This is a genomic window from uncultured Propionibacterium sp. (assembly GCF_963539965.1).
GTDB lineage: Bacteria > Actinomycetota > Actinomycetes > Propionibacteriales > Propionibacteriaceae > Propionibacterium.
Genome location: NZ_CAUTOU010000118.1, coordinates 1 through 2,692, shown reverse-complemented (window position 1 = coordinate 2,692; position 2,692 = coordinate 1). Strand labels below are relative to the sequence as shown.

Below are 2,692 nucleotides of genomic sequence, written 5' to 3'. Positions count from 1 at the left end.
GCCGCCGGGCCCTTCAACACGACCCCCGGAGGAAGAACCCGCCAGCCGCAAGGCCCACCCGGCCCGCGACCACGCGGCCCGGGACCGCGACAGCCCGGATCGAGTCACGATACGATCACGAACGCCTCCGCACGGCCATCGATCACCGGACCCCCGACCGAGTCGACACCGAACCCGGACAACACCACAAGACAGCAGCCCGAAACCAACCACCGACCACCGCCCGAAAAACCCATACCACTCCAGGGCTCCCCGGTCCCGTATCCAGGCGGCGGTGTCGTGCTGGGTGTGCAGCGCATCAAGCGGTGACCACCACGCCGGCCAGGTCGTGGGGTGCCGGCAGGTCCTGTCGAGGCCGGGTGTCTCGCTGCTCCTGCCGGGCACCCGCCGCTGGGCCAGGACGGTGCCGGTCCCCTGGTCCAGCGCGGCGATCAGGTGCGCGGCTGCACCGTCACCATCCTCGCCGCTGCTGCGGGGCGCCGCGCATGGTCTTGCCGTCCACGGCGATCACCCGGCGTCCGTCGATGGTGCCGGTACGGGTGCACATCCGCGCGGCGAGCCGGGCACCCAGGTCGTCGGCGCCCCTGGTCCTGGAGCACCCGGCGGATCGTGGACTCCGACGGCAGGGGCCGGTCCTGATCGATGCCGAGGCAGGCCAGGTCGTCGGGGCTCAGGTCGGCCATGTGCTCCCAGGCGGCCAGCAGGGTGCGGCAGTCGGCCAGGACCGTCACCACGGCCAAGGCGAGAATCGTGTCCAGCCGGTGGCGCACCCCACGCCGGCCCCTGGGGTCGGGCACCGTGGCGAACACTCCCACCAACCACTAGCGCGACAGGCCAGTAGTGGTGGATGATGGCATGGCGGCGCGACCCCTCCAGCGGCAGGAGTGTTTGCACCATCCATCATCACCTCGAGTCGCGCCGCACCCCCTGTCAGCACGCCGAAAACGCCGACCCCCTGGGTGGAGGCGGGAAGGCGATCCCCCTGGACAGGATGATCGAGCTGTCGGGCATGCTGCCGAGCGACAGCATACGGTCGCTGCGACAGGGCGGTGTCGGGTGGTGGGACGACACCGGCAACGCCCACGATCGGCGCCCCGCGCCGTCCCGGCCCGCAGCCCCCGCTCCGGTGCCTACAACGTCACGACCCACAACAGTTAGCGAGAAGACGATGGTCGACCGGGATCAGATCCCCCTGTTGCTGCAGGTCGCCCGCGCATACTGGATCGACGACCGCAACCAGGCCGACATCGCCGCTGAGATCGGCTACTCCCGCTCGATGGTCTCCCGGTTGCTCAAGCAGGCTCGTGAGCTCGGCGTCATCAAGTTCTCCGTCGGGCACCCGCTCGAACGGGCCTTCGAGCTCGAGCGGGCGCTCACCGACAGGTTCGGGCTCACCCAGGTGCGCGTCTCGGTCGAGGACGCCGGGCAGGACGTCTCGGACGTCGCCCATCTGGCGGCCGGTCTGCTCGGCGAGGCCATCAGTCGCGACTGCGTACTGGCCATCACCAACGGGCGCTCGGTGCCCGCCGTCGTGCACGCGATGGGCCCGCTGCACCGGCCGGACGCGGCGATCGTCCAGTCCATCGGGACGATCGCCCAGGACAACAACTCGGTGGACTCCCCCGAGATCTGCCGGCAGCTGGCCCAGCATCTGAAGGCCTCCTACCGGCTGCTGCCGGCGCCGCTGGTCGTCCGCTCCCCAAGGGTGGCAGTCGCGCTGCGGCGCGAGGAGTCGGTGTCGATGACCCTGGCCATGGCCGGGCACGCCGATGTCATGCTCACCGGCATCGGTGCCACCACCCGCAGCCATGACGGGGTCATCTTCGACAGCTACATCACCGCCGCCGAGCACGACGAACTGCTCAAGGCCGGCTCGGTGGGGCACATCTGCGGCCACCACATCGACGCGCAGGGGCGCCACGTGGACTCGCACTTCTGCCAGCGCCTGCTCGCCGTGCCCTTCGAACGGCTCAAGGGCATCCAGAACGTCATCGCCGTCGCATGGGGCCGCGACAAGGCCCCCGCCATCCTGGGGTGCCTGCGCGGCGGGCTCATGTCGACCCTCGTGACGGACGTGCCCACCGCCCGGGCGGTGCTGGCGCTGACCGACGGCTGAGAACCCGACCGACGGCCCGGACGCGGCGGGGCCCCTCCGGGGGACGACACGGCGGGCCGCCGCACGGTGGGCAGCGACCCGGGGCACGACAGGTATCCCGCCAGGGGCCCGCGAGCGGTCGCGGGGACGTCCCGATGGCCCGGGCGCAGCAGGGAGCCGGCTGAGCCGTCATCGGGTGGTCAGCGTGCGGCCGAGCCCTCGACGTAGTCCTTGTCGACGTCCTCGCTCCAGCTGAAGAGCGAGCGGATCCGGCGTCCGACGGCCTCGATCGGATGGGCCTCGCCCTCGGCGCGGAGCCTCCTGAACTCCGGGGCGCCGGCGGCCTGGTCGTCCATGAAGCGCTTGGCGAAGCTGCCGTCCTGGATGTCGGACAGGACCTCCTTCATGTGCTCCTTGACCTCGGGGCCGATGACGCGCGGGCCGGAGACGTAGTCGCCGTACTCGGCGGTGTCGGAGCAGGACCAGCGCTGCTTGGAGATGCCGCCCTCGTTGATGAGGTCGACGATCAGCTTCATCTCGTGGCAGACCTCGAAGTAGGCCATCTCGGGCTGGTAGCCGGCCTCGACGAGCACCTCG

At 70.9% G+C, this 2,692-nt stretch carries 2 protein-coding genes and 1 pseudogene; 1 reads left to right on the top strand and 2 read right to left on the bottom strand.

Going from position 1 to position 2,692, the window contains the following annotated elements:
- Positions 1–431 precede the first annotated feature (431 nt).
- A complete protein-coding gene (locus R2N01_RS11335) occupies positions 432–809 on the bottom strand; it encodes a transposase family protein (protein ID WP_316671263.1) in 378 nt (125 codons plus the stop codon).
- A gap of 359 nt (positions 810–1,168) precedes the next feature.
- Here R2N01_RS11335 and R2N01_RS11330 point away from each other — a divergent pair, with 359 nt between their 5' ends.
- On the top strand, positions 1,169–2,116 hold the full coding sequence (locus R2N01_RS11330) for a sugar-binding domain-containing protein (protein ID WP_316671261.1): 948 nt from the start codon (positions 1,169–1,171) through the stop codon (positions 2,114–2,116).
- Positions 2,117–2,295: 179 nt separating this feature from the next.
- Here the strand turns inward: R2N01_RS11330 and R2N01_RS11325 are convergent.
- Positions 2,296–2,692, bottom strand: a pseudogene (locus R2N01_RS11325) (ketol-acid reductoisomerase); the annotation flags it as partial.

Excerpts from the sequence above, each read along its gene's own strand:
- R2N01_RS11330 (WP_316671261.1), top strand. The coding sequence starts at position 1,169 with ATGGTCGACCGGGATCAGATCCCCCTGTTGCTGCAGGTCGCCCGCGCA.